The organism is Sphingomonas sp. NPDC079357, assembly GCF_044901155.1.
Lineage (GTDB): Bacteria > Pseudomonadota > Alphaproteobacteria > Sphingomonadales > Sphingomonadaceae > Sphingomonas.
Window position 1 is genome coordinate 521550 of sequence record NZ_JBJDOM010000001.1, and the last position, 22900, is coordinate 544449.

Genomic DNA, 22900 nt, shown 5'->3' on the forward strand with positions numbered 1-22900 from the left:
CGGGAGGCAGCCCACTAACCGGGGGCTGCCGGCTTGGCAAGCGGCAATTTCACCGCTCGCCAAGCTTTTTGGAAGGTCAGTTGTTTTCGTCGTCTTCGTTGCTGGTTTCGACGCCCAAGTCGTCGTCGCCGCCGAGATCGACCTCGTCGTCGGGCGAGGGCTCCTCGTCTTCACCGGTGTCCAGATCCTCGTCGTCACCGGCCAGATCGGCGTCGACCTTCTCCTTGTCGGGCTTGGCGGCCTCGAACGGCAGCGGCTGCTTGGACTTGAGGATCGGCTCCGGCTGCCATGCATAACCGCAGTTGATGCAGGTGACGGGCTCGTCCTTCTGGAGGTCGTAGAAACGCGTCGCGCATTTCGGGCACGTACGCTTCGTGCCCCATTCCGGCTGGATCATGCCGTGAAAAGCCTTTCGGATGGGTGGATCAAACAGGTCGCCCTGTGAAGTGGCGCGTGCCTTGCCATAGCGCAAGGCGGCTGGCAAGGCGCGGCGCGCATGGCGCATTCCTCCTCCCCCGCTCCGTTCACCGTCCCCTCGCCCGCGCGGCTGGCAGGACGGATCCGCGTTCCCGGCGACAAGTCGATCAGCCACCGCTCGCTGATGCTGTCCGCGCTGGCGGTCGGCGAAAGCCGCGTCGAAGGGTTGCTGGAGGGCGAGGACGTGCTCGCCACCGCCGCGGCGATGCGCGCGATGGGCGCGACAATCGAGCGCGACAACGACGCGATCTGGCGCATCCACGGCGTCGGGGTCGGCGGGCTGCTCCAGCCGAGGCAGGCGCTGGAGATGGGCAATTCGGGCACCTCGACCCGGCTGCTGATGGGGCTGGTAGCCAGCCACCCGATCACCGCGACCTTCACCGGCGACGCCTCGCTGTCGGCACGTCCGATGGCGCGCGTCACGGTGCCGCTGGCGCAGATGGGCGCGTCGATCGAAGCGTCACCGGGGACGCGGCTGCCGCTGATGGTGCGCGGTGCGTGTCCGGCGGTGCCGATCGAATATGAGCTGCCGGTCGCCTCCGCGCAGGTGAAGTCGGCGGTGTTGCTCGCGGCGCTCAACACGCCCGGCATCACGCGCGTGATCGAACCGGTGCCGACGCGCGATCATAGCGAGCGGATGCTGGCGGGCTTCGGCGCGCAGCTGACCGTCGAACAAGGCCCGCGCGGGCGGGTGATCTCGCTGACCGGCGAGGCGGAGCTGAAGCCGCAGTCGATCGTCGTGCCCGGCGACCCGTCGTCGGCGGCGTTCTGGATGGTCGCGGCGTCGATCGTGCCGGGAAGCGACGTGGTGATCGAGAATGTCGGGCTCAATCCGACCCGCGCCGGGCTGCTCACCGCGCTGCGCATGATGGGCGCGGACATCACCGAACTCGACGCGCGCGTGGTCGGCGGCGAGCCGGTCGCTGACCTGCGCGTCCGGCATGCGGCGCTTGCCGGGATCGTCGTGCCGCACGATCTCGCGCCCTCGATGATCGACGAATATCCCGCGCTGTTCGTGGCCGCCACCTTTGCCGAGGGCGCGACGGTGGCGCGCGGGGCCGAGGAGCTACGCGTCAAGGAAAGCGACCGGATCGCCGCGATGCGCGCCGCACTGTCGGCGAACGGCGTCGCGACCGACGAGCATGAGGACGGGCTGACCGTCCACGGATCGGGCGGCGAGAAGATCGCGGGCGGCGGCACGGTCGCGACCAAGCTCGACCATCGGATCGCGATGAGCATGACGGTTGCTGGGCTGCACGCACGCCAGGCGGTGACGATCGACGATGTCGCGCCGGTCGCAACCAGCTACCCGGCCTTCTATCAGCAGCTCGCGCACCTTTCCGGGGCGGAGGCATGATCATTGCGGTCGACGGCCCGGCTGCTTCGGGCAAGGGCACGATCGCGCGCGCGCTCGCCCGTCATTACGGCGTCCCGCATCTCGACACCGGCCTGCTGTACCGTGCGGTGGCGACGCAAGTGACGCGGCTCGATCTGGATCCGGCGATCGAGGCCGATGCGGTGGCGGCGTGCGATTTCGACGATCAACTGCTCGCCGATCCAATTCTGCGCGACGATGCCACCGGGCAGGTCGCCTCGATCGTGTCGGCGCATCCGCTGGTGCGCGCGGCGCTGCTCCAGCGGCAGCGGCGCTTCGCGCACCAGCCCGGCGGCGCGGTGCTCGACGGGCGCGACATTGGCACGGTGATCGCGCCCGACGCGGATGCCAAATTGTTCGTGCGCGCCACCCCGACGATCCGGGCGCGGCGACGCCACGACGAGCTCCACAAGCGGGGAAGTGCGATCAGCTACGATCAGGTCCTGTCGGATATTCGGACCCGCGACGATCGCGACAGTTCCCGTTCCACCGCTCCGCTGGTCGCGGCGGCGGATGCGATGGAACTCGACACCAGCTTCCTATCGATCGAAGCCGCGGTGTCGCGTGCGATCGCGCTGGTGGAGGCGCGGACGCAGCGTTAGTCGCCGATCCAGTCCTCGCGGCCGTGGCGGATGCGGAGGATCAGGACGTCGTCGGCGTCGTCTACCTGATAGAAGATGATGTGCACGCCGACGGGGAAGCCTCTCGTTGCGCCGCCAATCTCGTCCCTCAGCCGAGCGATGCGAGGGAAGCTATCGATCATCTCGAACGCCTCCCGTAACCGCGCGACATATCGGTCCAACGCAGCGAGGCCATAACGCTCAAGGCCGCTGGCGACCAGCTCCGCCAAGTCGCGATCGGCCTCCGCGGAAAGCTCAACCGCCATGTTTCGCCAGATAGGCGGCGCGGGTATCGGCAACGACTTGCTCGAACGATCGGGCGGAAACGCCGCTCGCCCTGCCCTCATCCACCAGGCGCTGCATGTTCGCGATCTTCTCGGCGCGCACCTGTTCGCGGCGGATCAGGTCGCGGACGACGTCGCTGGAATTGCTGTAGCGGCCGGTCGCCGCCTGCTGCTCGACCCAGTCCTTCATGGCATCGGGGAGCGAGATGTTCATAGTGGCCATATCGCCAAGATGCCGGTGGTTGGCAAAGATTGTCAACGCTTGCTTGCCGGGCGCTTTTCGGCTAGGGCGCGGCGGTCCGGCGGGCTGTGGCTCGCGGAGGCGCGGCGCGATGGCTTGCCCCTCGCGCCTTTTCGCACATCCGCGAATAGCCCCCGCCGCTCCCCAGATCGAACGGATGTCGCGCACGGCACGGGGCCGGTGCGACAGTGATGGCCAAGACCGGCGGAACCAACCGCCTGGCCGGAAAACGACATAGGACTGTTTCTTTTATGGCCTCAGTGGCAACTCCCTCGCGTGACGAATTCGCGGCGATGCTCGATGACATGTTCGGCGGCGCCGACAGCTTCGAGGGCCGCGTGGTGCTGGGCACCGTTACCGCCATCGAGAACGACCTGGTCGTCATCGACGTCGGCCTGAAGAGCGAAGGCCGCGTGCCGCTGCGCGAATTCGCGCCTGCGCCGGGCCAGAAGGCCGACCTGAAGGTTGGTGACGAAGTCGAGGTCTATGTCGACCGCGTCGAGAACATGCACGGCGAAGCGATGCTGTCGCGCGACCGCGCGCGCCGCGAAGCCGCCTGGGACAAGCTGGAGCTGGAATTCGCCAAGACCGCGCGCGTCGAGGGCGTGATCTTCGGCCGCGTGAAGGGTGGCTTCACCGTCGACCTGAACGGCGCCGTGGCGTTCCTGCCGGGTTCGCAGGTCGACATCCGCCCGGTGCGCGACGTCACCCCGCTGATGGACATCCCACAGCCGTTCCAGATTCTGAAGATGGACCGCAAGCGCGGCAACATCGTCGTCTCGCGCCGCGCCGTTCTGGAAGAGACCCGCGCCGAACAGCGTTCGGGCCTGATCCAGTCGCTGCATGAAGGCCAGATCATCGACGGCGTCGTCAAGAACATCACCGATTACGGTGCGTTCGTCGACCTGGGCGGCATCGACGGCCTGCTGCACGTCACCGACCTCAGCTACAAGCGCGTCGGCCACCCGAGCGAGATGATCAACATCGGCGACACCGTGAAGGTGCAGATCATCCGCATCAACAAGGACACGCAGCGCATCTCGCTGGGCATGAAGCAGCTCGAGAGCGATCCGTGGGATGGCGCCGCCGCCAAGTATCCGGTCGGCGCGAAGCTGTCGGGCCGCGTCACGAACATCACCGAATATGGTGCGTTCGTCGAGCTGGAAGCCGGCATCGAGGGCCTGGTCCACGTCAGCGAAATGTCCTGGACCAAGAAGAACGTCCACCCGGGCAAGATCGTCTCGACCTCGCAGGAAGTCGAAGTGGTGGTGCTCGAGGTCGACGAGGACAAGCGTCGCATCTCGCTGGGCCTGAAGCAGGCGCAGAACAACCCGTGGGAGGCCTTCGCCGCCGCGCACCCGATCGGCTCGACCGTCGAGGGCGAGGTCAAGAACGCCACCGAGTTCGGCCTGTTCATCGGCCTGGACAACGACGTCGACGGCATGGTCCACATGTCCGACATCGCATGGGGTGTCTCGGGTGAGGACGCGCTGAACCTCCACCGCAAGGGTGAGATGGTGCAGGCCGTGGTGCTCGACATCGACTCGGAGAAGGAGCGCATCTCGCTCGGCATGAAGCAGCTCGAGCGCGGCGGTCCGGTCGCGGCGGGTGCGGGCGATCGCCTGGGCAAGAACCAGGTCGTCACCGTCACCGTCCTCGAAGTCCGCGACGCGGGCCTCGAAGTGCAGGCGGGCGACGATGGCGCGACCGGCTTCATCAAGCGCACCGACCTCGGTCGCGACCGCGACGAGCAGCGTCCGGAGCGTTTCCAGGTTGGCCAGAAGTTCGACGCGATGGTGACGGGCTTCGACCGTTCCAAGAAGCCGACCTTCTCGGTCAAGGCGATGCAGATCGCCGAGGAGAAGCAGGCCGTGGCGCAATATGGTTCGTCGGACTCGGGTGCGTCGCTCGGCGACATCCTGGGCGAGGCGCTCAAGGCGCGCGACACCAAGAAGTAAAGCGCCCCCGCCGGGTGGCGAACGAGGGGATCGGCCATTGGCCGGTCCCCTTTTTTATTTGCACGACAATAAGGTGACCCACTTTGCCCAATCGATTTCAGAACGGTGCTACCGAGGGGTCAAACTTACATGTATCAGCCCACGGTGACGTTAATCCAGGGCGTAAGGAACCGCAGACGATGATACGGTCGGAGTTGGTGCAGGCGTTGTTGAAGGACAATCCCGGCCTGTCCCAGCGAGATGTCGAGGCAATTGTCTCGACCTTTTTCGATGAGATCACCGAGCGACTGGCCGCCAACGGCCGGGTCGAATTGCGCGGTTTCGGGGCTTTCTCCACGCGCGCACGCGACGCACGCGTCGGTCGCAATCCGCGCACCGGCGAGACGGTCGAGGTGGATGCGAAGCGCGTGCCGTTCTTCAAACCGGGCAAGGAAATGCGTCAGCGCCTCAACGTCGCCTGATGCGGCATGCCGCAACGACTTGACGCGGCGCGCCGCAACGGCTTCGTGGCCGCTAATGCGCGGGCGTGGCGGAATCGGTAGACGCTGGGGACTTAAAATCCTCTGCCATTGGCGTGCGGGTTCGAGTCCCGCCGCCCGCACCAGCATTGTTCGCCTCGTTGCGATTGCCGCTCTCGCGCTGTCCGGCGCTTCATGCGGTCGGCGCGCCGATGTCGGCGCGGTGGTGGTGAGCGTGATCGGCGCCGAGCCGCACCTGGCGGGCGGCAAGCGCAACGATCTGTCCACCGGCGACCGGTTGCTGACCGACTCATTGGCCGAAGGCCTCGTCCGCTTCGACGCGGTCGGGCAGATCGAGGCGGGTGTCGCCGAGCGCTGGATCGTCATCGACGACGGACGCAGTTACATCTTCCGGCTCCGCAACGCCGTCTGGGCCGACGGGACGCGGGTGCGCGCGCGCGAGGTGGTGCCGCTGCTGCGCCGACAGCTCGCGCGCGGCGCCGAAAATCGCGTGGCGCCGTATCTTACCGCTGTCGCTTCGGTGGTCGAGATGACGCCGGAAGTGATCGAGATCGAATTGGCGCGACCGCGTCCCGATCTGCTGAAATTGTTTGCCCAGCCGGAGATGGCGCTCCATCGTCCCGGCGTTGCGGAGGGCGTCGGACCGTTCCGGCGGCGCGATGGCGCGCGCGACGGTATCCTGCTGACCCCGGCCCCCGATCCCGATCGCGATCCCGAGGAGGACGGCCCGACCCCGGAGCAGAATGTGCTGTTGCGTGGCGAGCGGGCCGCCACCGCGATCCTGCGCTTCGTCGAGCGGCGCTCCGACCTCGTCACCGGCGGGACGATCGACGACTGGCCGACGCTTCAGGCGGCCAATCCGGCACCGGCGAACGTGCGCATCGACCCCGCCGCGGGGCTGTTCGGGCTGGCAATCGTGCGGCGCGAAGGCTTTCTGGCGGATGCGGAAAACCGCGGCGCGATCGCGCAAGCGTTCGATCGCGTCGATCTGACCGGGAGCGTGTCGGCCGACTGGCCGGCGCGTGAGACGATCCTGCCCGAGCAGCTCGACTCGAACGCCCCGCCGATGGTCCCGACCTGGGCGACCCTGCCGCCCGAGCAGCGCCCCTCCGCCGCACGCGCGCGCGTCAACGCGTGGCGCGCCACGCACGGCGGCGCGCCGGTGCTGCGGCTGGCGCTGCCACGCAGCCCGGGCGGTACGATCCTTTGGGGACATCTCGCGCGAGACCTGTACGCGATCGGCATCCGTCCGATACGGGTAGCGCAGGACGATCCGGGTGCCGATCTGCGGCTTGTCGACCGCGTCGCACCCTATGACAATGCGCGCTGGTACCTTGCCGAAGCGTGCGTTGCCTGTTCGGCGGAAGCACAGGCGGCGATCGAGGCGGCGCGACTCGCCGACACGCTGCCGCAGCGCGCCGAGGCGGCCGCGCTCGCAGATCGCCTGTTGACGCAGGATGTCGCCTTCATACCGCTGTCACGACCGCTTCGCTGGTCGTTGGTTGCGCTCCGGTTACGGCAATGGCAGCCAAATGTCCGCGCGTGGCACCCATTGAACCGGCTGCGTGCCGAGCCCAATTAGCGGGCATGAACGCTCGTCCCACGCCGCTGAAGGCCGGCTTTTTCGACACCCTTCCTGTCGGCACCGATCCCGTTGCGGTGCGCCGTCGAGTCGAGGCGGTCGAGCGGTTGCTTGAGGGGCTGTATGTCATTCCGGGCATCAACCGCCGCGTCGGACTTGACGCGATCGTCGGGCTGGTGCCGGTGGTCGGCGACCTGCTGGCTGGGGCGATGGGGATGTGGCTGGTCTGGGAAGCGCGCAATTTGGGGATGGGGCGGCTGGCGCTGCTCGGCATGACCGCGCGCGTCGGCTTTGACACGGCCCTGGGCATGGTACCCCTGGTCGGGGACGCGGCCGACCTGTTCTATCGCTCGAACACGCGCAACCTGAAGCGCATCAAGAAGCATCTCGATCGCCACTATCCCGCGACGGTGACGGTCGACCGCTAAGCGCCGTCGCGTCAGCCGGTTCGGGGCACGAACACCGTGCCACCCGGCATGGCGTGGGGGACCCCGGTGGTGCCGGGGAAGCTGATCGGCAGCCCGGCCAGCGTGCGCACCGCCATATAGGCAAAGCCCTCCGCTTCCAGCCCGTCGCCATGCCAGCCGAGCGCATCGACACGTTCCGGGAGGAGGCCAGTGCGATCCGCGATCATCCGCAGCATCGCAGGATTATGGCGTCCGCCACCCGCCACCAGCAAGCGGCGCGGCGCAACCGGCAGCAGCGTCAGCGCCTGTGCGACACTCGCCGCCGTGAACGCCGTCAGCGTCGCGGCGCCGTCCGCCGCCGACAGTCCACGCGCCGGCTGAACGGTGAAGTCATTGCGGTCCAAAGACTTGGGATAAGGGGCATCAAAGAAGGGGGTGTCGAGCATCGCGCCGAGCACCGTCTCGTCGACATGGCCGGAGGCGGCGAGCGCGCCGTCTTCGTCGAAGCGCGCGCCGCTTTCCTGTTCCACCCAGCTATCGATCAACCCATTGGCCGGGCCGGTATCGAAGGCGGCAATCGCCTCGCCGCCGTCGATCAGCGTGATATTGGCAACGCCACCGAGATTGAGGATCGCGACCGGGCCCTCAAGTCCGGCGGCGAGCGCCGCGTGATAGATCGGGAGCAACGGCGCCCCCTGCCCGCCCGCCGCGACATCGGCGCTGCGAAAATCCGCAACGGTGCGGATGCCGGTGACGTCGGCCAGTATCTGACCATCACCGATCTGCCACGTCCAGCGACGGTCGGGACGATGCGCCACCGTTTGCCCATGAAATCCGATCACGCCGATCTCACCCGCCGTGATCCCGGCATCGCGCAGCAGCTTTCGCACCGCCATGGCGTGTGTGCGCGTGATCAATGCCGCCGCCTCCGCCAGCGGCGGACTGGCGCGCGGGCGCTGATAGGTGAGCGCCAGTGCGGTCGCCTCCGCCAGTTGCGTCCGCGCGGCGTCCGAATAGGGCTCACCACGGAACGCGAGGTGGCGGACGGCGCGCTGCCCGTCGGTTTCGATCAGCGCCGCGTCGATGCCGTCCAGCGACGTGCCCGACATCAATCCGATCGCCAGCATCCGTACGCCCTTCCCGTCGTGAACCAGCCGCCGCTATCGCGCGTGCCGCCGACACTGGCAAATCGCGTCGTCCCGCATTATGTGCGGACGATCCCATGGCAACGCAAATCCCCTCACCGCCCCGCGTGGGCATGGTCTCGCTCGGCTGTCCCAAGAACCTGGTCGACAGCGAGCGGATCCTGACCCAGCTCCGCGCCGATGGCTATCAGATGTCGGCCGATTACGCCGGCGCCGACGTGGTGCTGGTCAACACCTGCGGTTTCCTCGACTCCGCGAAGGAAGAATCGCTCGAGGCGATCGGCGAGGCGATCGCCGAGAACGGCCGCGTCATCGTCACCGGTTGCATGGGCAAGGAGGCCGAGACGATCCGTGCGCGCTTCCCCGACGTGCTCGCGATCACCGGCGCGCATGAATATGAGCAGGTGGTGGAGGCGGTCCACGCCGCCGCACCCGCGGCGCTGAGCCCCTTCGTCGACCTGATCCCCGACGCCGGACTGAAGCTGACGCCGCGGCATTACAGCTATTTGAAGATCTCGGAGGGCTGCAATCACCGCTGCTCCTTCTGCATCATTCCCAGCTTGCGTGGTGATCTGGTCAGCCGCCGCCCGGACGCGATCCTGCGCGAGGCGGAGAAGCTGGTCGCGGCAGGGACGAAGGAACTGCTGGTCATCAGCCAGGACACGTCCGCCTACGGCATCGACATCCGCGATCAGTCGCGAATGTGGAAGGGCGCGGAGGTTCGCCCGCACATGACCGATCTTGCCCGTGAATTGGGAAAGATCGCGCCGTGGGTGCGGCTTCATTATGTCTATCCTTATCCGCACGTCGATCAGGTCATCCCGTTGATGGCCGACGGGCTGGTGCTCCCCTATCTCGACATTCCGTTCCAGCATGCCGCGCCGTCGGTGCTGCGCCGGATGAAGCGGCCCGCCAACGACGCCAAGGTGCTCGGCAGGATCAAGGCGTGGCGCGACATCTGCCCGGATATCGCGATCCGCTCGACCTTCGTGGTCGGCTTTCCCGGCGAAACCGAGGAAGATTTCCAATATCTCCTCGACTGGCTGGACGAAGCGCAGCTCGATCGGGTGGGCGCGTTCCGGTTTGAGCCGGTCGAGGGTGCATCGGCCAATGCGCTGCCGGATCCGGTGCCCGAAGCGGTCAAGGAAGAACGCTATGCGCGGATCATGGAGAAGACTGCCGCCATCTCCGCCGCGAAGCTCGCGGCCAAGGTCGGGCGGACGCTGGAGGTGATCGTCGATGCCGTCGATGCCGAAAGCGGCGGCGCGTCCGGCCGGTCGATGGCCGACGCGCCCGAGATCGATGGCGAAGTGCACTTGCGCGACGCGGGACATCTCACGCCGGGCGACATCCTTTCGGTGGTGATCGAGGACGCCGACGAACACGATCTGTTCGGCGCACCAGCCCAAACGGATTAACCGCCCTTTAGTTGAGAAAGCGGCTTCCATACCGTTGGTTAACCCGGTGCTTCTAAACCGGGACGACCATCGATGGAGCTGTCATGCCTCGCCGCATCCGATCCCTATTGTCACTGCTGAGTGCTGAAGTGGCAGCCCATGCGGATCGATCCGAGGCGATCGCCGGGCAAACGCGGCTGCTGGCGCTCAACGCCGCGATCGAGGCGGCGCGCTCCGGGGAAGCCGGGCGCGGCTTCGGTGTGGTCGCGCAGGAAGTAAAGACACTCGCCGCGCAGGCCAGCCTCTCGTCGCGTGCCTTTCGCGAAGATCTACTCGGGCGATTGCACCAGGGCAGCGAGATCGCCGCCGATCTGGTCCGCGAACTGGAAGGCGGCCGCCTGGGCGAGCTGGCGCAGTCGATTGCCGACGCCTTGTCGCGGACGCTGTTCGACCGGACCATCGACGTCCGCGTGCTGGCCAGCGATCACGCGGTGCGGGAAAGCCTGTTGCTGCCCGGCGATGGTCGTGCAGAGGCCCGCGCATTGGAGCGGATGCGCTCCCTGCTGGGCTTCTCCCCTTATTTCCTCAATGCCTTCGTCGTTGCGGCCGATGGCCACGTCGGTGTGTGCGCGCACGAAAACGCCGCGGTGCGGACCGAGCGCTTCGACAAGTACGGCCAGTTTCGCGCGGTCATGGACGGGCCGTTGCCGAACGGCTGGGCGACCGACGAAGTCTGGGCAAATCCGTGGTCGAACGATCGCAAGGTGCTTATCTTTGTCGCGCCGGTCACTGTCGAGGGCGTCACGATTGGCGTCTGCTACCTCGAATATGATTTTGAGGGCCAGGTGGCCCAATTGATCGATGTGATGAACCGTTCGTCACAGCGTGCAACGATCTCGATCGTCGATCCGGCGGGCCGCGTGGTGGCGACCACCGGCACCCGTCGCTTCCACGAGCATCATCCGCACGCGGTCGACGTGCCCGGTGGCCGCGTGCAGTCGCTCGACCGGCTTGTGGTGGCGCAAGCGTCGGTGCCCAGCAACCATGGCGTTACCGGCCTGAATTTTCGCTGCGTGATAGAGGATCATCTCGCCTCGGACGGCGAGATCATGGCGGCGATGGCGGCCTGAGCGCCGCCACACGGCTACGACGCGTCGACCGTCGGTTCGAGAACACGCGCGGCGAGCGATCTTAGCGCCGCCGCCTCCGCATCGTTCAGCGCGGCGCGCGTGTTTCGGCTCGACACGCATAATACGCCCAGCGCGTACCCCGCTGCATCGATGATCGGCGCCGCGACGAAGAAGCGGATCAAGCCGACGCGTACGAAGGGATTGGAACCGAACGTCCCATCGGCAATCACGTCCGGGACACAGAACAGGCGATCTGGCGTGACGACCGCGTGGGCGGAAATCGATCTGGCACGCTCGTAGCGGCCAAGCTGTCCGCCGGAGGAGGCGACAACGATCTGGAGGTCATCGACGATCAACGCCACTCCCGCCCAGTCGCCGTTGACCAGTTTCCTCGCCGTCTTCGCCAAGGCGTTGAGTTGCGGGTCGTCGATACGGTCGAGCAGTCCAGAGGCGCGCACCGCCTGGTTTCTGGCATGGTCGTCGGGTGGAATGGGGGCCGGGGAGTAGAAGGTCACCGACACCTGAAACGCCCCCTCCTAAATTCTGCCTCAGCCGCGGCCCATCAGCACAGGGGCCGGGGGCGATTGCGCCACCGGCTGCGCCGATCGACTATTGATTAATCAAATGGCCAGCAAAACTGTTTGATCCGGCACCGTTTGCCCGCGTCTGTCCCAAAGTGGGACCGGCAGCGAGCTTCGCGGTTCGGAAGGTTCGAGAAGACGAAGGATGCACGAGCGCTTGGTAGCGGAGGAGGGACTTGAACCCCCGACACGCGGATTATGATTCCCAAGTGAGTGGTTGTTTCGAGCGCCGGTTTTTCCCAACGCAGGGGAAAAGCCGCTGTGACGTTCGAATGGGTTAGCAGCACTTATCCAAACGGGATTCGAGCGTGAGCGCCGTCTCGTTCGGCGACATCATGCGCCAGCGCCGCCTTCTCGGCTGTGGGACAAGACCGACTGACAACGCTCGGCCTAAGAGCCACCACGAAGATACCCGCAAGGCTAAGCCGTGGCGTGTCCATGGCGACCGAAACAGGAAGCGCTGGAACGTGTTCAAGGCTGCGGCCCTCCGCACCTTTGATATCATGCGCCAGAAGCATTTGATGGCTCTTCGCGACGCCCGCGCCGCCCGTCGTGCCGGAGAGACAATGGAAGTGCCGGGCGCGCAGGAGCGGCTTCATGGCGACGACCGCGCAGTGCTGTCCTACATGCTTGATCGATACAATCATATGAACGGGGAGCTGTACCCGGCGTATGCCACGATCGCGGCGCAAACAGGTCTCAGCCACGGCTTCGTAAAGGCGGCGATGGCACGACTCCGTGCCTTCGGGCTCATCGACTGGGTCCGCCGATCAAAGACCAAGGAAGGCGCCGAGGGACATGCCGGCCCGCAACTGGAGCAGACGTCAAACGCCTATTTCTTCTCTTGGCCTGAGCAGCTGATCGGCTCCGCGCGAGAAACCTTCCTGAACTTTCTCACCATCGGCCTGAAGAAGCTTACCGAGCGTCAAACGCCAGCAAGCCCTCCCCGCATCAGCGACCCGGAACTCGCAGCAGCGCTGTCGCGACTGCGAGCTGGGGTGGAACACGGCCCCGTCTCCGTGTCGAGCGCGAGTTCATAGATTGCCCGCGACCCGAAGGAAGATTCAAGAATAGGAGGAATGCCCTCGCTTACGCGAGGACATGCGCCAGATTTTCTACTCCCCCAGCATCAAGCCGTCACGGCACACGCCCTTGATCGCCGAGCACCGGCTGTCGAGCGAGGCGGCTTGCGCCGCCCCGAGGCTGCCTGGGGGGAGTGAGCAGAAACCGTGCCACGCTACCGTGGCGGTGCCTGTGCGGAAACGTACATATGGATGCATCAATCCGCATCACTCGAAAAGCGCTTTGAGGCCGCAGCGCAGCCCATGTGGAGGACGTGCCGCAGACCTGCATCAAAACCGACCCGGAAAGAGGGCGGGCGCGGCGGGGAGGAAAGCGCGCGTTTCGGGGTAGCGACGCCGAGATCGCCAGCCGCCCAGGCGCTGGCGCCCGCTTGCCGGATGGCCCACATTGGCGATCAGGAGACGCGCGATGTGCAACAGGTACCGAATGACCGAAGCGCAGGCCGCGCTCGCCGCCCGCTACGGCATCGCCGCCCCTTTTCCGCCCGATCACACGATCCCCCCGCCCGAGCTGTTCCCCGACAAGCCGGCGTGGGTCGTGCGCGAAGAGGCCGGCGCGCGCGTCCTGGACGTGATGGCGTGGGGCTTCCCCCACAAGGTACCGGGCAAGCGGATCGACAAGGCGACGGGCAAGCCGGTGCTGCTCAACAAGAGCGTGACGAACGTCCGCAACTACACGTCGCCGTTCTGGCGCTCGGCGCTGATGAACCCCGCGCGGCGCTGCCTCGTCCCGTTCACGGCGTTCAGCGAATACGGGCCGACCCGCGGCGGCGACGGCAAGCTACCGCTCCACTGGTTCGACGTCCCCAGCCGCCCGATCGTCAGCTTCGCCGGCGTGTGGCGCCCGGCGGAGGGCGGCGCGGTGTTCGCTTTCCTGACCACCGATCCGAACCCGCTGGTCGCGCCGATCCACCCCAAGGCGATGCCGGTGCTGCTCCACGAAGAGGATGAGGCGGCATGGCTGACCGCGCCGTTTGACCAGGCCATCCTGCTGGCGCAACCATTCCCGTCGCAGCTGATGCAGATCGCCTGACCATCGCAAGACGCGCGCTGGCGCAGCGGCACGCGGAAAGTCTCATGCCGAAGATCGGAACGGCGAGCGCCGCGCGCCCCCGAACGCTCCCAAAAAAGCAGGCCGAGTCGCAGTCGCTCTCGCGCCGTCACTCACCGTCGATTACTTCCGAAGAGGCCGCCTCTCATTCGCAAGGTCGCGTTTGTCGTAGCGGAACCCAAACCCGTAACGCTCGATATTCTTTACAGTTTTTGCCGTGACAATTGTGCCGCCATTCAAATGGGGCATGCTGGTGACAGCGGGTCGGGGGACTCGCGTTGATGGGGGTTCAAGATGATCAAGAATGTTGGCGCGCTCGCGGGCGCGCTGCTGCTCGCCGTGCCGGTCACGGCGCAGCTGGCCACCGCGCCGATCGCAGCGCCGGCCACCACGTCGGCCGTGCTCCGCACCGGCACTGAGGTGCCGCTGAAGCTCTCGGAGGAGCTGACCACCAAGGGCAAAAAGCTGCGTGTGGGTCAGCGCATCCACCTCGAAACCTCGGAGCCGATCATCGTTCAGGGTGTGACGGTTATCCCGGTTGGCAGCCCGGCGATGGGCGAGATCACCGACGTCAAGAACAAGGGCATGTGGGGCAAGTCCGGGCACCTCGGCGCCCGGGTTCTCTACGTGACGGTCAACGGCCGACAGATCCGGCTCTCGGGCGCGTTTGACGACAAGGGCACGGCGGGAACCGCCGGCGTCGTTGGCGCCGCGGTCCTGCTTCCTGTCGCCGGCTTCTTCGTCACCGGCACCAGCGCGACCGTACCGGCGGGCACGATGGTAAAGGGCTTCGTGGACGAGGACGTGCCGCTCGCGATGGCGGCGGCTGGACCGGCGCCGCTGGCCATCACCGCTCCCGCTGCGGTGCCCGCCACCAGCACGATGGCAACGCCGGCACCGGTGCTGACCCCGGTCAATGCCGTAACGCCTAAGTGACAGGGTGCCGAGGCAAAGCACGATCTCGGATCTTTGCCTCGGCCCACACAACCCGGCGTCGGTGATCAAAACCGCCCGTGAACGTACGCGAGATCACCCGCCCGAGGCCAAAGCCCGCGCCCGAAACCGCACCACCTCCTGCCCCACCCGATCGTTCACCTCCAGAAACGCCGCCTGCAACGGCTCGATCTCCAGCTCGTAGAACATCGCGGTGGCATCCTTGGGGTTGCCGAACGCCGATCCCTGCGCCGGCACGATCCCCAGCAGCTGCGGCGGGACGCGGTGCGCCGCCATCACATCGGCCTGCGTCGCGTTCTTGATCCCCAGAAACTCGTCCTTCGCCCCCGCCTCGGCGATCGGGATGATCTTGATCGACCCATCCTTCCCGTTCGGCGCATGGACGAACATGTTGCGAAAATTGCCCGGACCCTTCGCCGCGCGCATCGCGTCCTTGATCGCCTGCGTGTCGTTCACGTCGATCTCGCCGGTCGCGTACAGGATGTACCCGGCGTGGCTGCCATTCAGGTAATAGCGCCGCCGGAACAGCGTCGCCGCCTCGTTGAGCAGCGCGGCCTGTAGCGCCGACAGATATTCGGGCACGCCGTACAGCTCCTGATTGACGTCGGGCATCGCCAGGTGAACCACGCCCGGCGCCAGCTTCGTCGCCTCCTGCACCCCCGGCACCCACCAGTAATCGCCGTCGATCAACCCGCGCCGCGTGTAGCGCGCCATCGCGTGGCGCAGCGCGATCGTGCCGCCCAGCCGCGACCGCACCGGTTCGAGGTAGCCATTCCCGAACACGATATAATCCTGCACCGCCTTCCTGAACGTGGCGCGGTCGATCAGCGACGTCGGGTCAAGCGACGCGGCGACCAGGTTGACCTTGAGCAGGATCGCCGAACTGTGGTGCGGCGAAACCCGGAACGCGCGCGCCAGCCCGTCGAGCGGCAACGGCGGTTCGTACCACCGGTCGTTGTGCCAGCATTCGAGCAGGTCGATCCACTGGCGGCGATCCAGCACCGGCTCCGGGTCGCCGAACGCGAAGGTCTCGATCCGCCCGCCCGCGACGCCGCTCGCGCCAGCGCCGGTCGCCGAAGACGACGCCCCTAACGTCTCCGCCCGCGCCGACGCCCGTGCTTTCCCCTTCGCCACCGATAATCTCCATGGTCATGCCCGGCCGGCGCTGCCCGTCCAGCGGCTCGTTGATGAAAATGTGCATCGCCGCCCAGGCGAGATCGGCGTGGCCGACATCCTCGCTGCGCGATGCCTTGAACGTGATCGCGCGCCCCGATCCGGTCAGCGCCTTCTTGATCGACAGGAAGCTCGATTGCAGGTCGATCCAGCCGGCATCATATTCGACGCGCTGGCGGGCGAAGGTGTGCTGCGCCTTCATCACCATCTGCGTCTTCGATTCGAGCGAATATTCGAGCGCGACCACCCCGCGCATCCGGTCACGCACCAGCTGATAGACCGCCGCGCCGACGCCCTTTTTGTCGATACCCAGATAGGTGCAATTGTACCGCGCCAGCCGCGCCAGCACGAAATCGGCCTGCGTCTGGAAATCGCCCTTGATCTGGTGCCGCTCCAGCAGCCGGAACTTGCCGCCCGGCCCGCCCGGCGGCAACGCGATCACCAGCGCGGCATTGTCGCCGTCCTCGCTCTCCTGCGGATCATAGCCCGCCCACACCTCGCGATTGCCGACCGGTCGCGCGGCGAGCAGGTCGACGTCGGTCCAGTCGACCACCGAGTCGACGGTGGCGCGTTGCAGCTCGTTGAACTTGAACGCCGACAGGCTGTCGTCGACGAACTGGCACATCAGCAGGTTGGCGAATTCGTCGGGCGCATATTCGACGCGCAGCTCGTCGACGTCGAACAGGTCGCAGCCGCGCGCCGCCGCATCCTCGATCGTGACGATCTGGCGCCACACCTTGTCCTCGCACAGCACGCCCGCCGCGAGCCGCGCATGCCCGACATCGATCTCGATCCGGTCGGCCTTCTTCACCCGCCGGTTGCGCCGCTCGCCGGTCCAATAGGGGTGCGCCTGATGCGCGACGCTCGACGGCGTCGAAAAATAGGTTCGCCGCCAGCGCTTGTGCATCGCCATCGCGCTGGCGACCTTGTTCAGCTCCTCGAAGCCATAGGTCCAGAAGAACTCGTCGAAATAGAAATTGCCGTGATAGCCCTGCGCGGTGCGCGCGTTGGTGCCCAGGAAGATCAGCTCGGCCGCCGGCTCGCCGTCGGGGATCGTATCGGCGGTCAGCACGATCGGATCGCCCTGCAACTTCACCCCGACACGCGCCGCGAACTGGATGATATAGCCGCGGAAAATATGCGCCTGCGCCTTGGAGGCGGACAGGAAGATCTGATTGCCGCCCCCGCGCAGCGCGTCGAGCAGCGCCTCGCGCGCGAAATACCAGGTCGCGCCGATCTGGCGCGACTTCAGGATCATCCGGGTGCGCTGATCCTTCGCCGCCCACCAATCCTCCTGATAGCCGAACAGCTCCTTCTCGAAGATCGCCTCGAGCTGCTCGACCTGTTCGGTCGTGAAATGGTTCTTGGCTCCCGGCTTCTTCTTCTTCTCGCCGGCGTTGCGGTTGGCGACCTTGTCGTTGAGGTCGCCGCTGTGCCCGCCCGGTGCCTCGTAGCGGCGGATCTTCGCGGTCATCGCCAGCGCGCGCATCAGCGCGTCGAGTTCCTTGAAGTCGCCGCCGGACTTCTGCTCCTTGGCGACCAGGGTGTTGATGCGGCATTCCAGCGCATCCTCGACCTTGGTCAGCGACGGCGCGCCGTCCCATTTCTCGCGCTGCTTCCACGCCTCGACCGTCGCTCGCTTGAGCCCCAGCTCGTCGGCGATCTGCGTCACGCCCCAGCCGCGCCAGTACAGGCTGCGCGCCTGTCGTCGCGCATCGACCGGGATCGGAAACGTCGTCGCGGGCAGCGGCAAACCGGTATCGGGGGGCAGCAGGTCCATCGCGCCGGACCGTAGCCACGCCGCCCGCCCGACCCCGACGCCGCTTGCCTGTGGGAAGGCGCTTCGACAGGCACGCGCGCTGGCAATCACGCCCGGCTTTCCGCTTCTTCGCGGTCATCGACCGCGCCGCCGCCCCGGCGCCGTCACGCGAACCGAGGGACGCCGCCCATGAAGAGCCAGTATTTCCGTTGCTTCGTCGCCGGCAGCACGATCAGCGACGGCCGGACGATCACCCCGGAAATGATCGACCAGATCGTCGAGACCTTCAACGCCGAAACCTACACCCCGCGCATCAACGTCGAGCATATGAAGGGCTACAGCCCGGAACCGCCGTTCAACGGTTATGGCAGCGTGATCGGCGTCCGGGCGCAGGACGACGAGATCACGATCGACGGCAAGAAGGAAAGGCGCCGCGCGCTTTATGCGCAGGTCGACGGCAACGCGCAGCTGGTGAAGCTTGCGAAGGCCGACCAGAAACCGTTCCCCTCGGTCGAGCTGACCCCCAGCTACGCCGGCATCGACAAGGTCGGCCTGATCGGTCTCGCCTTCACCGACAGCCCGGCGTCGATCGCGACGCAGCGCCTGCAATTCTCGCGCAGCGCGCCCGGCACGTTCCACGCGCACGGCGCGGAGGCGGTGACGCTCGAGTTCGAAGGCGCGCCCGCCGACCCCGCCGGAATCGCCGATGCGATCAGGACCGGCTTCGCCAGCGTCGCGGCGCTGTTCTCGCGCGGCGAGCCGGAGAAGAAGGAAGAGCCCAAGCCGAAGCCCGAGGCTGCCAACGACAATTTCGCCGCCTTCGCGACCGCGATCGGCGAGCAGATGGCGACGCAGCTCGCCGCCGCGATCCAGCCGATCGCCGACGCGCAGGCGCGGTTCCGCAGCGACGTCGACGCGCTCACCAGACAGCTGGCGACGACGCCCGACGGCACGTTCAGCCGCGCGCCCGCCACCGGCGGCAACGGCGCGCTGCTGACCGACTTCTGATCCCCGCCGCGCTCCCCCCGCTCCGCCCGCCGCCCCCACAGGAACCCTGACCCTCATGGCCATGCGCAACGAAACCCGCGTCGTTTTCAATCAGATGCTGTCGCGAATCGCGCAGCTCAACGGCGTCGACGTCTCCGTCCTGACCGGGCAGCACGAATTCGCGGTCGCCCCCGTCGTCCAGCAGCGGCTGGAGGAGGTGATCCAGCACTCCAGCGAATTCCTGACCAGGATCAACGTCGTCTCGGTCAAGGAGCAGGAGGGCGCGAAGGTCGGGCTGGGCGTCACCCGCCCGATCGCCAGCCGTACGCTGACCGACAGCGCGAAGGGCGTGCGCCGCCGCCCCACCGACCCGACCGACACGCTCGATCGTGGCCGCTACCGCTGCGAGCAGACCAACAGCGACACCGCGATCAAATACGCCAAGCTCGACATGTGGGCCGGCAAGCCCGAGTTTCAGAAGCTCTACGCCGACGTGATCGTCAAACAGCGCGGTCGCGACCGGATCATGATCGGCTGGAACGGCATCGCGCGCGCCGACAACACCGACATCGTCGCCTATCCGCTGTTGCAGGACGTCAATTTCGGCTGGCTCTACAAGATCCGCACCTTCGCGCCCGCGCGTCACATCGCCGGCGGTGCGTTCGCGCCGGCGACCCGCAACGCGCAGGGGGTGGTGACGGCCCCCGGCAAGATCTACGTCGCCGCCGGCACGCCGGGCACCGACGTCGATTACGTCAACCTCGACGCACTGGTCTTCGACGCGATCGAGATCATGGACGAATGGCACCGCGACGATACCGACATCGTCGTGATCGTCGGCCGCGATCTCGTGCAGGACCGCTTCCTCAACGTCATCAACGCCGCCGGCGACCGGGCGATGGAGATGGAGGCGCGCAACCGCATCCTGACCCTGCCCAAGCAGATCGGCGGCAAGACCGCGATCATGGTGCCGTTCTTCCCCGCCAACGCGCTGCTGGTGACGAGCCTCGATAATTTGTCGATCTACGTTCAGGAAGGCACGCAGCGCCGCCAGCTCCGCGAAGAGCCGGAATACGATCAGCTCGCCGACTATCAGTCGGTAAACGAAGCCTATGTGGTCGAGGATTACGGCCGCTGCGCGCTCGTCGAGAACATCGTCCAGGCGAAGAAGCCGTAACCGGCGGCTTCCCCGCGAAGACCTCCCCCCGAACAGCCCGCCTCCACAGGACACGCGCATGAGCCTCGCTCGTCGACACCGGGAATATATCCAGTCCCTGACCGCCGCGTCTGCTCCTGCGATGGACGGCGGGCTGGCTCCCGCCGCGGCGTTCGACGCCGCGGCGGGGCACGCCCCCTCGCCCGCCGGTACGATCTCGACCGCCGCGCACACGATCAACCTGCGATTGCAGCACGATCTGCGCCGGCTGAAGGAAATCCGGTCGGTCGCCAACAAGATCGCGGTCAAGCAGGAGTTGATCGGCGAATATGACGCCTGGGTCGCGGGCCTGCTCGAAGCCGGCCGCACCGCGCCGCGCGGCACGCTCGCGCCGACCGGCGCCGACGAGGTGCTGCCCACGATCATGGTCTGGGCGATCGACACCGGCGACTGGCGCTACGCGCTGGCGCTGGCCGGGCACGTCCTGCGCCACGACGTCGCGCTGCCCGCGCGCTACCAGCGCGACGCCGCGACGCTGATCGTCGAGGAAGTCGCCGAGGCCGCGCTCCGGGCGCAGGCGGCGAACAACGCCTTTCCGCTCGACGTGCTGGAGCAGGTCGAGGCGCTGGTCGACGGCGTCGACATGCACGACGAGGTGCGCGCCAAGCTGCTCAAGGCGATCGGCACCGAACTCGCGCGCGGCGTCGACGCCGCCGATGCCGGTGACGCCCGCCGCCTCGCCAGCGCCGCGATCGACCGCCTCACCGCCGCGCAGACGCTCCACGACCGCGTCGGCGTGAAGACGCAGATCAAAGGGCTGGAAAAGGCGCTGGCCGCGCTGCCCGCCCCCGAACCGACCGATCCGAACACCACCGCGGCCCCGCCGCAAACGTAACCCGCTCGCCTCCCGGCGCTCGGGGGCGGATCGCGTGAGGCGGGAGACCTACGGGTCGCCGGGCCGCGCTCAACCCGGTCCCCACCCCCGAAAACATCAGGAACCCGCCATGCGCGAAGCCCCGCTCCCGTGACCGAGACGCTGATCATCCCGGCGTTCGCGACCAGCGCGCGCGACGCGCCCGTTACCTCGCTCGCGTCGATCCCCGACCCGCTCGCTCACGACGGCTGGTTCCCCGGCGTCGACCTGACCGCGCTGCGCGCGCAGGCGCGCGTCCGCGACACCATCACGCCCGAGCGGCTGCGCGAGGCGGCGCTGGCGGCGCTGATCTGGGTCGGCGAGCAGCTCGCCGACTGGCAGGCCGCGCAGATCGCCGCCAGCTACACCTCGCTCGCCGCGGTGCCCGCCGCAACGATCGCCGGCGAGCCGCGCACGCTGATCCTCTACCGCCAGGCGGTCGCCGCCTGGACGAAGGCGCTGGTCGTCGAACGCTACCGCGACACCGATCTGACCGGGGCCGGCGAGCGCCGCGCCGAGGATCTCGACCCGTCGGTCGGCGAGCTGCGCCGCGACGCGATCCATGCGGTGCGTGCGCTGCTCGGCCGCACCCGCACCGATGTCGAGCTGATCTGATGGCCACCACCGTCACCGCACGCGCCGGCGATACGCTCGACGAGCTGATCTGGCGGACCCGCGCGCTCGGCCCCGCCGATCTGCCCGCGGTGATCGCGCTCAACCCCGGCATCGCCGACGCCGGGCCGCGGCTCGCCGCCGGCACGATCGTCACCGTGCCGCCCGCACCCGCCACGCCGGCGACGCCGACCCGCGACCTCATCCAGCTCTGGGACTGACCATGAAGCCCTTTCTCCACGAGGCCGCGCTCGCCACCAGCGCCTTCATCGCCGGGCTGGTGCCCTCAGCGCTCGGCGCGGCGGTCAGCCTCGCCTACGAACCGGGGCTGACGTGGCGCCAGCGCTTCGTCCAGCTCTCGGTCGGGGTGTGCGTCAGCTATTTCGTCGGCGGCGCGATCCACAGCATCACCGCCTGGAGCGCGTTCGTGCTCCAGGCGATCCAGTTCGTCACCGGCATGATCGCCTACAAGGCGACACCGCGCGTCACCCACGCGCTGATCGACCGCGTCGCCGAGATCCCCGCCGCGCTGATCGACCGCTTCCTGCCCTCGCGAAAGGACCGCTGATGCCCAGCATCCCCCCGCCGCGCCCGCGGCGCAGCCTCGTTGCCGTGGTCGGCGTCACCGCCGCCGCGCTGATCGTGCCGTTCGTGTCGCAGTGGGAATCGGGCGGAAAACCCCGGCTGACCGCCTATCGCGACCTCGTCGGCGTCTGGACGATCTGCGACGGCGTCACCGGCGACGTGCGCCCCGGCTCGGCCGAGACGCCGGACGGCTGCAAGGCGCGCGAGGAGGCGGCGCTGGTCCGCCACGCCGATCCGGTGCTCGCCTGCACGCCGGTGCTGCGCGATCGGCCGGCGCAGCTCGCCGCGGCGGTCAGCCTCGCGTACAACATCGGCACGAACGGCTATTGCGCCTCGACGATCGCGCGCCGCTTCAACGCGCACCAGTGGCGCGCGGCCTGCGACGCGTTCCTGTTGTGGAACCGGGCCGGCGGGCGCGTCGTCCCCGGCCTCGACCGCCGTCGCCACGCCGAACGCGCGTTGTGCCTGAAGGGTCTGGCGCGGTGATCCGGCTGCTGTTCGCCCGGTTGCGCGCGGAGGCCGCGTTCATCGTCCTGCTCGCGGTCGCGGGGGCCGGCGCGTGGCTCTACGTCCAGCTTCGCAGCACCGCCGCCGACCGCGACGACCTGCTGCGCCGCGCCGAGCTGATCTGCGCCAGCGCCGGCGGCGACTTCGCGGCGGGCAAGCTCCGGCGCGGCGAGGCGTGCCGGCTGAAGGTCGCCGCGCTCGCCGACTTCAAGGCGCGCACCGACCAGATCACCGCCGAGACGCTGACCCGGGCGCTCGCCGAGCACGACGCCCGCCAGCTCACCGACAACACCGCCGCGCGCCGCGCGGCCGAGGCGGCGCGCGACGCCGCGCAGCGCATGGAGACCGCCGATGCCGAAGCCGACCGCCGCAACCTGGTCGATCGTGAGTGGACTGCTGCTGTCAACGGCGTTGCCGGGCTGCACCCCCCGCGCTGAGATCGTCG

General features: G+C 67.6%; 24 protein-coding genes, 1 tRNA gene and 2 pseudogenes. 20 read left to right on the plus strand and 7 right to left on the minus strand.

Annotated elements, in window-relative coordinates; translation table 11 throughout:
* Positions 1-76: 76 nt before the first annotated feature.
* Positions 77-397 carry an FYDLN acid domain-containing protein gene (locus ACI2JO_RS02340; RefSeq protein WP_028965402.1) on the minus strand — a complete coding sequence of 107 codons (321 nt, stop codon included), beginning with the start codon at positions 395-397 and terminating at the stop codon, positions 77-79.
* 99 nt (positions 398-496) lie between these two features.
* Here ACI2JO_RS02340 and aroA point away from each other — a divergent pair, with 99 nt between their 5' ends.
* Together aroA and cmk are read left to right on the plus strand one after the other, a co-directional pair.
* Entirely contained in the window at positions 497-1834 is a 1338-nt protein-coding gene (gene aroA, locus ACI2JO_RS02345) for a 3-phosphoshikimate 1-carboxyvinyltransferase (RefSeq protein ID WP_404719142.1), read from the plus strand.
* Positions 1831-2454, plus strand: coding sequence for a (d)CMP kinase (gene cmk, locus ACI2JO_RS02350; protein ID WP_404719143.1), 624 nt, complete (start codon positions 1831-1833; stop codon positions 2452-2454). The genes aroA and cmk overlap by 4 nt, the downstream gene beginning before the upstream one ends.
* Here the strand turns inward: cmk and ACI2JO_RS02355 are convergent.
* Positions 2451-2702: a type II toxin-antitoxin system RelE/ParE family toxin gene (locus ACI2JO_RS02355; RefSeq protein WP_404719144.1), complete on the minus strand. Its 252-nt coding sequence runs from the start codon at positions 2700-2702 to the stop codon at positions 2451-2453. The two genes, cmk and ACI2JO_RS02355, sit on opposite strands and share 4 nt — an antisense overlap.
* A gap of 25 nt (positions 2703-2727) precedes the next feature.
* The gene (locus ACI2JO_RS02360) at positions 2728-3165 is read right to left on the minus strand and encodes a type II toxin-antitoxin system ParD family antitoxin (protein ID WP_404719145.1); all 438 of its coding nucleotides are present in this window, start codon (positions 3163-3165) and stop codon (positions 2728-2730) included.
* Positions 3166-3248: 83 nt separating this feature from the next.
* Here ACI2JO_RS02360 and rpsA point away from each other — a divergent pair, with 83 nt between their 5' ends.
* From rpsA to ACI2JO_RS02385, 5 genes are all read left to right on the plus strand, one after another.
* A complete protein-coding gene (rpsA, locus tag ACI2JO_RS02365; protein ID WP_028965398.1) occupies positions 3249-4955 on the plus strand; it encodes a 30S ribosomal protein S1 in 1707 nt (568 codons plus the stop codon).
* A gap of 179 nt (positions 4956-5134) precedes the next feature.
* Entirely contained in the window at positions 5135-5416 is a 282-nt protein-coding gene (locus ACI2JO_RS02370; RefSeq protein ID WP_404719146.1) for an integration host factor subunit beta, read from the plus strand.
* A 59-nt stretch (positions 5417-5475) separates the two neighbouring features.
* Positions 5476-5559 (plus strand) — tRNA-Leu (locus tag ACI2JO_RS02375).
* 83 nt (positions 5560-5642) lie between these two features.
* Positions 5643-7016, plus strand: coding sequence for an ABC transporter substrate-binding protein (locus ACI2JO_RS02380; protein WP_404719147.1), 1374 nt, complete (start codon positions 5643-5645; stop codon positions 7014-7016).
* A 5-nt stretch (positions 7017-7021) separates the two neighbouring features.
* Entirely contained in the window at positions 7022-7444 is a 423-nt protein-coding gene (locus tag ACI2JO_RS02385; protein ID WP_404719148.1) for a DUF4112 domain-containing protein, read from the plus strand.
* An 11-nt stretch (positions 7445-7455) separates the two neighbouring features.
* On the opposite strand, the gene ACI2JO_RS02390 is transcribed toward ACI2JO_RS02385, so the two are convergent.
* Positions 7456-8550: an anhydro-N-acetylmuramic acid kinase gene (locus ACI2JO_RS02390; RefSeq protein WP_404719149.1), complete on the minus strand. Its 1095-nt coding sequence runs from the start codon at positions 8548-8550 to the stop codon at positions 7456-7458.
* A gap of 95 nt (positions 8551-8645) precedes the next feature.
* On the opposite strand from ACI2JO_RS02390, the gene rimO reads away from it, so the two are divergent.
* Together rimO and ACI2JO_RS02400 are read left to right on the plus strand one after the other, a co-directional pair.
* On the plus strand, positions 8646-9986 hold the full coding sequence (gene rimO, locus ACI2JO_RS02395; RefSeq protein ID WP_404719150.1) for a 30S ribosomal protein S12 methylthiotransferase RimO: 1341 nt from the start codon (positions 8646-8648) through the stop codon (positions 9984-9986).
* A gap of 158 nt (positions 9987-10144) precedes the next feature.
* Positions 10145-10274, plus strand: a pseudogene (locus ACI2JO_RS02400) (methyl-accepting chemotaxis protein); the annotation flags it as partial.
* 835 nt (positions 10275-11109) lie between these two features.
* On the opposite strand, the gene ACI2JO_RS02405 reads toward ACI2JO_RS02400, so the two are convergent.
* Positions 11110-11616: a hypothetical protein gene (locus tag ACI2JO_RS02405; protein WP_404719151.1), complete on the minus strand. Its 507-nt coding sequence runs from the start codon at positions 11614-11616 to the stop codon at positions 11110-11112.
* Positions 11617-11984: 368 nt separating this feature from the next.
* Here ACI2JO_RS02405 and ACI2JO_RS02410 point away from each other — a divergent pair, with 368 nt between their 5' ends.
* The 3 genes from ACI2JO_RS02410 (at position 11985) to ACI2JO_RS02420 (ending at position 14745) form a co-directional block, all read left to right on the plus strand.
* Positions 11985-12716 carry a helix-turn-helix domain-containing protein gene (locus ACI2JO_RS02410; RefSeq protein ID WP_404719152.1) on the plus strand — a complete coding sequence of 244 codons (732 nt, stop codon included), beginning with the start codon at positions 11985-11987 and terminating at the stop codon, positions 12714-12716.
* Between the two features lie 451 nt (positions 12717-13167).
* Entirely contained in the window at positions 13168-13791 is a 624-nt protein-coding gene (locus ACI2JO_RS02415; RefSeq protein WP_404719153.1) for an SOS response-associated peptidase, read from the plus strand.
* A 312-nt stretch (positions 13792-14103) separates the two neighbouring features.
* Entirely contained in the window at positions 14104-14745 is a 642-nt protein-coding gene (locus ACI2JO_RS02420; protein ID WP_404719154.1) for a hypothetical protein, read from the plus strand.
* A 93-nt stretch (positions 14746-14838) separates the two neighbouring features.
* Here the strand turns inward: ACI2JO_RS02420 and ACI2JO_RS02425 are convergent, their stop codons facing one another.
* Positions 14839-15696, minus strand: a complete 858-nt coding sequence (locus tag ACI2JO_RS02425; protein WP_404719155.1) for a phage portal protein — start codon at positions 15694-15696, stop codon at positions 14839-14841.
* Between the two features lie 232 nt (positions 15697-15928).
* Positions 15929-17683: pseudogene (locus tag ACI2JO_RS02430) on the minus strand (terminase large subunit domain-containing protein); the annotation flags it as partial.
* A gap of 201 nt (positions 17684-17884) precedes the next feature.
* On the opposite strand from ACI2JO_RS02430, the gene ACI2JO_RS02435 reads away from it, so the two are divergent.
* From ACI2JO_RS02435 to ACI2JO_RS02470, 8 genes are all read left to right on the plus strand, one after another.
* The gene (locus ACI2JO_RS02435) at positions 17885-18703 is read left to right on the plus strand and encodes a GPO family capsid scaffolding protein (RefSeq protein WP_404719156.1); all 819 of its coding nucleotides are present in this window, start codon (positions 17885-17887) and stop codon (positions 18701-18703) included.
* Positions 18704-18758: 55 nt separating this feature from the next.
* Complete coding sequence (locus ACI2JO_RS02440; RefSeq protein ID WP_404719157.1) at positions 18759-19859, plus strand: phage major capsid protein, P2 family; 1101 nt, start codon at positions 18759-18761, stop codon at positions 19857-19859.
* A 58-nt stretch (positions 19860-19917) separates the two neighbouring features.
* The gene (gene gpM, locus ACI2JO_RS02445) at positions 19918-20733 is read left to right on the plus strand and encodes a phage terminase small subunit (RefSeq protein WP_404719158.1); all 816 of its coding nucleotides are present in this window, start codon (positions 19918-19920) and stop codon (positions 20731-20733) included.
* A gap of 129 nt (positions 20734-20862) precedes the next feature.
* On the plus strand, positions 20863-21366 hold the full coding sequence (locus ACI2JO_RS02450; protein ID WP_404719159.1) for a head completion/stabilization protein: 504 nt from the start codon (positions 20863-20865) through the stop codon (positions 21364-21366).
* Positions 21366-21584 carry a tail protein X gene (locus ACI2JO_RS02455; RefSeq protein WP_404719160.1) on the plus strand — a complete coding sequence of 73 codons (219 nt, stop codon included), beginning with the start codon at positions 21366-21368 and terminating at the stop codon, positions 21582-21584. Before ACI2JO_RS02450 ends, ACI2JO_RS02455 begins: the two co-directional genes overlap by 1 nt.
* 2 nt (positions 21585-21586) lie before the next feature.
* Positions 21587-21931 (plus strand): hypothetical protein, encoded by a 345-nt coding sequence (locus ACI2JO_RS02460; protein ID WP_404719161.1) that lies wholly within the window; start codon positions 21587-21589, stop codon positions 21929-21931.
* Positions 21931-22434 (plus strand): lysozyme, encoded by a 504-nt coding sequence (locus ACI2JO_RS02465; protein ID WP_404719162.1) that lies wholly within the window; start codon positions 21931-21933, stop codon positions 22432-22434. Before ACI2JO_RS02460 ends, ACI2JO_RS02465 begins: the two co-directional genes overlap by 1 nt.
* Entirely contained in the window at positions 22431-22892 is a 462-nt protein-coding gene (locus tag ACI2JO_RS02470; protein WP_404719163.1) for a hypothetical protein, read from the plus strand. The genes ACI2JO_RS02465 and ACI2JO_RS02470 overlap by 4 nt, the downstream gene beginning before the upstream one ends.
* Positions 22893-22900: the final 8 nt, after the last annotated feature.

Excerpts from the sequence above, each read along its gene's own strand:
- ACI2JO_RS02340 (WP_028965402.1), bottom strand. The coding sequence starts at position 397 with ATGATCCAGCCGGAATGGGGCACGAAGCGTACGTGCCCGAAATGCGCG.
- aroA (WP_404719142.1), top strand. The coding sequence starts at position 497 with ATGGCGCATTCCTCCTCCCCCGCTCCGTTCACCGTCCCCTCGCCCGCG.
- cmk (WP_404719143.1), top strand. The coding sequence starts at position 1,831 with ATGATCATTGCGGTCGACGGCCCGGCTGCTTCGGGCAAGGGCACGATC.
- rpsA (WP_028965398.1), top strand. The coding sequence starts at position 3,249 with ATGGCCTCAGTGGCAACTCCCTCGCGTGACGAATTCGCGGCGATGCTC.
- ACI2JO_RS02370 (WP_404719146.1), top strand. The coding sequence starts at position 5,135 with ATGATACGGTCGGAGTTGGTGCAGGCGTTGTTGAAGGACAATCCCGGC.
- ACI2JO_RS02385 (WP_404719148.1), top strand. The coding sequence starts at position 7,022 with ATGAACGCTCGTCCCACGCCGCTGAAGGCCGGCTTTTTCGACACCCTT.
- ACI2JO_RS02390 (WP_404719149.1), bottom strand. The coding sequence starts at position 8,550 with ATGCTGGCGATCGGATTGATGTCGGGCACGTCGCTGGACGGCATCGAC.
- rimO (WP_404719150.1), top strand. The coding sequence starts at position 8,646 with ATGGCAACGCAAATCCCCTCACCGCCCCGCGTGGGCATGGTCTCGCTC.
- ACI2JO_RS02415 (WP_404719153.1), top strand. The coding sequence starts at position 13,168 with ATGTGCAACAGGTACCGAATGACCGAAGCGCAGGCCGCGCTCGCCGCC.
- ACI2JO_RS02420 (WP_404719154.1), top strand. The coding sequence starts at position 14,104 with ATGATCAAGAATGTTGGCGCGCTCGCGGGCGCGCTGCTGCTCGCCGTG.
- ACI2JO_RS02435 (WP_404719156.1), top strand. The coding sequence starts at position 17,885 with ATGAAGAGCCAGTATTTCCGTTGCTTCGTCGCCGGCAGCACGATCAGC.
- ACI2JO_RS02440 (WP_404719157.1), top strand. The coding sequence starts at position 18,759 with ATGGCCATGCGCAACGAAACCCGCGTCGTTTTCAATCAGATGCTGTCG.
- gpM (WP_404719158.1), top strand. The coding sequence starts at position 19,918 with ATGAGCCTCGCTCGTCGACACCGGGAATATATCCAGTCCCTGACCGCC.
- ACI2JO_RS02455 (WP_404719160.1), top strand. The coding sequence starts at position 21,366 with ATGGCCACCACCGTCACCGCACGCGCCGGCGATACGCTCGACGAGCTG.
- ACI2JO_RS02460 (WP_404719161.1), top strand. The coding sequence starts at position 21,587 with ATGAAGCCCTTTCTCCACGAGGCCGCGCTCGCCACCAGCGCCTTCATC.
- ACI2JO_RS02465 (WP_404719162.1), top strand. The coding sequence starts at position 21,931 with ATGCCCAGCATCCCCCCGCCGCGCCCGCGGCGCAGCCTCGTTGCCGTG.